This window comes from Streptomyces sp. MP131-18, assembly GCF_001984575.1.
In the GTDB taxonomy this organism is placed as follows: Bacteria; Actinomycetota; Actinomycetes; order Streptomycetales; family Streptomycetaceae; genus Streptomyces; species Streptomyces johnsoniae.
Genome location: NZ_LZNS01000007.1, coordinates 1 through 2,685, shown reverse-complemented (window position 1 = coordinate 2,685; position 2,685 = coordinate 1). Strand labels below are relative to the sequence as shown.

1 protein-coding gene is annotated in these 2,685 nt (G+C 69.4%); it reads left to right on the top strand.

Features of this window, described 5'->3' with window-relative positions; translation table 11 throughout:
• Window positions 1-19: 19 nt before the first annotated feature.
• Window positions 20-2,685, top strand: a 2,666-nt coding sequence (locus tag STBA_RS37495; protein ID WP_253195320.1) for an SDR family NAD(P)-dependent oxidoreductase, incomplete at its 3' end; no start/stop codon positions are given.

Genomic DNA, 2,685 nt, shown 5'->3' with positions numbered 1-2,685 from the left:
GGCGGCGCGGGGGCGGTTGATGGAGAGGCTGCCGGCGGGTGGGGCGATGCTGGCGGTTGCGGCTTCGGAGGATGAGGTGCGCGCGGTGGTGGAGTCGGTGGGTGGTGTGGTGGGGGTTGCTGCGGTGAACGGGCCGTCGGCGGTGGTGGTGTCCGGGGTGGAGGAGCAGGTGCTGGCCGTGGGTGAGGTGTTCGCGGGGCGTGGTGTGCGGACGCGGCGGCTGCGGGTGAGTCATGCGTTCCACTCGCCGTTGATGGATCCGATGCTGGAGGAGTTTGCTGAGGTGTTGGGTGGGGTGGAGTTCGGTGAGCCGGTGATTCCGGTGGTGTCGAATGTGACGGGTGGTGTGGCCGGGGGAGGTCTGCTGGGGTCGGCGGAGTACTGGGTCCGGCATGTGCGGGAGGCGGTGCGTTTCGGGGATGGGGTTTCGGCGTTGGTGGATGAGGGTGTGGGGGCGTTTTTGGAGCTGGGTCCGGATGGGGTGTTGACGGGGATGGTCGAGGCCTGTCTGGACACGGACACGGACACGGACACGGGTGCGGACGCGGGTGCGGGTGTGGTGGCGGTGGCGGGGTGTCGTCGTGGGCGTGAGGAAGTGGGTGTGTTGTTGGGTGCGTTGGCGGGGGTGTGGGTGGCGGGTGTGGGTGTGGATTGGGGTGGTGTGATCGGCGGGTCGGGGGGTGGGGTGGTGGATCTTCCGACGTATGCGTTTGAGCGGGAGCGTTTCTGGCTGGAGTCGGGCGGGGGTTCGGGGTTGGTTTCTGCTGCGGGTGCGGGTTCGGTTTCGGGTCTGGAGGGGTGGTTCTGGGACGCGGTGGAGCGTGGGGATGTGGATGGGGTGGTCGAGGGTTTGAGTGGGGCGGGTGTGGTGGACCGTGAGGTGTTGGGTGAGGTGCTGCCGGTGCTGTCGTCATGGCGGCTGGGTGTCCGGGAGCGGGCGGTGGTCGATGAGTGGCGGTATCGGGTGGAGTGGCGCGGTGTGAGCGGTGCGGGTGTGGGTGGTGGGTTGTCGGGGGTGTGGGTTGTGGTGGTGCCGGAAGGTGTGGTGGGGGATGAGGTTGTGAGTGGGTGTGTGGCGGGGCTGGAGTCCGCCGGGGCCGGTGGAGTCGTCGTGGTCCGGGCTGATGGTGTGGACATGTCGGGTGTGGTGGAGCGGGCCGGTGCGTTGGACACCGTCTCGGGCGTGGTGTCGCTGTTGGCGTGGGACGGGAGAGCTGTCGATGGTGTGCCGGTGCTGTCCCGGGGGTGGGTGGCGACACGGGCGTTGGTCCTGGAGCTGGCCGCGGCCGGGTTCGGCGGCCGGTTGTGGTGTGTGACGGAAGGTGCGGTGTCGACGGGTCCGGGTGATGTGCCGGCAGGACCGGGGCAGTCGATGGTGTGGGGACTGGGCCGGGTGGCGGGGCTGGAGTTCCCGGATCTGTGGGGCGGGCTGGTGGATGTGCCGGTCAGCGCCGGGGCCGGAATATGGCCGGTGGTTGCCGGTGTGCTGGGCGGCGGAGTGGAAGACCAGGTGGCGGTACGCCCGGGCGGGGCCTTTGCACGCCGTGTGGTGCGCGCCGGCGTGAGCGGGACCCGGGCCCATACGGAGAACTGGCAGCCGTCGGGGACGGTACTGGTGACCGGAGGAACCGGCGGGCTGGGCGCTCGGGTCGCCCGGTGGGCGGTGGCGAATGGTGCGGAGCGGGTGGTGCTCACCAGCCGCCGTGGCCTGGCAGGCGCGGGCGCGGCGGAACTGCGCGACGAACTGGCCTCATCAGGGGCCGACGTAACGGTGGCCGCGTGTGACGTGGCGGACCGCGAAGCACTGGCGGACCTGATCGGGGAGGTGGAGACGAGCGGTCCCCCGGTGCGTGGAGTCGTGCATGCGGCGGGAGTGGCGCAGTTCAGCGGTCTGGCCGAGGCGGATATCGCGGAATGCGGCCGGGTGGTCGAGGGGAAGGTGGCGGGTGCGGTCAATCTGGATGCTGTGTTCGGTGACCGGGATCTGGATGCGTTCGTGCTGTTCTCTTCTATTGCCGGTGTGTGGGGGAGTGGGGGGCAGGGTGCGTACGCGGCGGGGAATGCGTTTTTGGACACGCTTGCGGAGGTGCGTCGTGAGCGGGGTCTGGCGGCGACATCCGTGGCATGGGGGCCGTGGGCCGAGGACGGAATGGCAGTCGAGGAGGGTGCGCAGGAGGCTTTGGCCCGGCGTGGTCTGCGGGTTATGGATCCTGGGTCGGCGGTGGGTGCGTTGGCAGGGGCGGTGGGTCTTGGTGAGGTGACGGTTACGGTCGCGGATGTGGACTGGGAGCGGTTTGCTTTGGGGTTCACTTCGCGGCGGGCGAGTCCGTTGCTGGGTGAGCTGGCCGAGGTTGTTGAGGTGCTGGAGGGCGTGGGTGGTGTTGCTGGTAGTGGTGGTGCTGACGACGCCGGTGGGCTGGCCGGGCGCCTGGCGGAAGTGTCGGCGGGTGAGCGTCGGCGGATGGTGTTGGAACTGGTGCGTGGGCTGGCGGCCGGGGTGCTGGGGCATGCGGATATGGGTGTGGTGGGTGCGGAACGGCCTTTCAGGGACGCGGGTTTTGATTCCCTGACCGCGGTGGAACTACGGAACCGTCTGGTCGAGGAGGCAGGAGTACGGGTATCGGCTACAGCCGTGTTCGATCACCCGACTCCCGCCGCACTCACCGACCACCTCCTCGAACAACT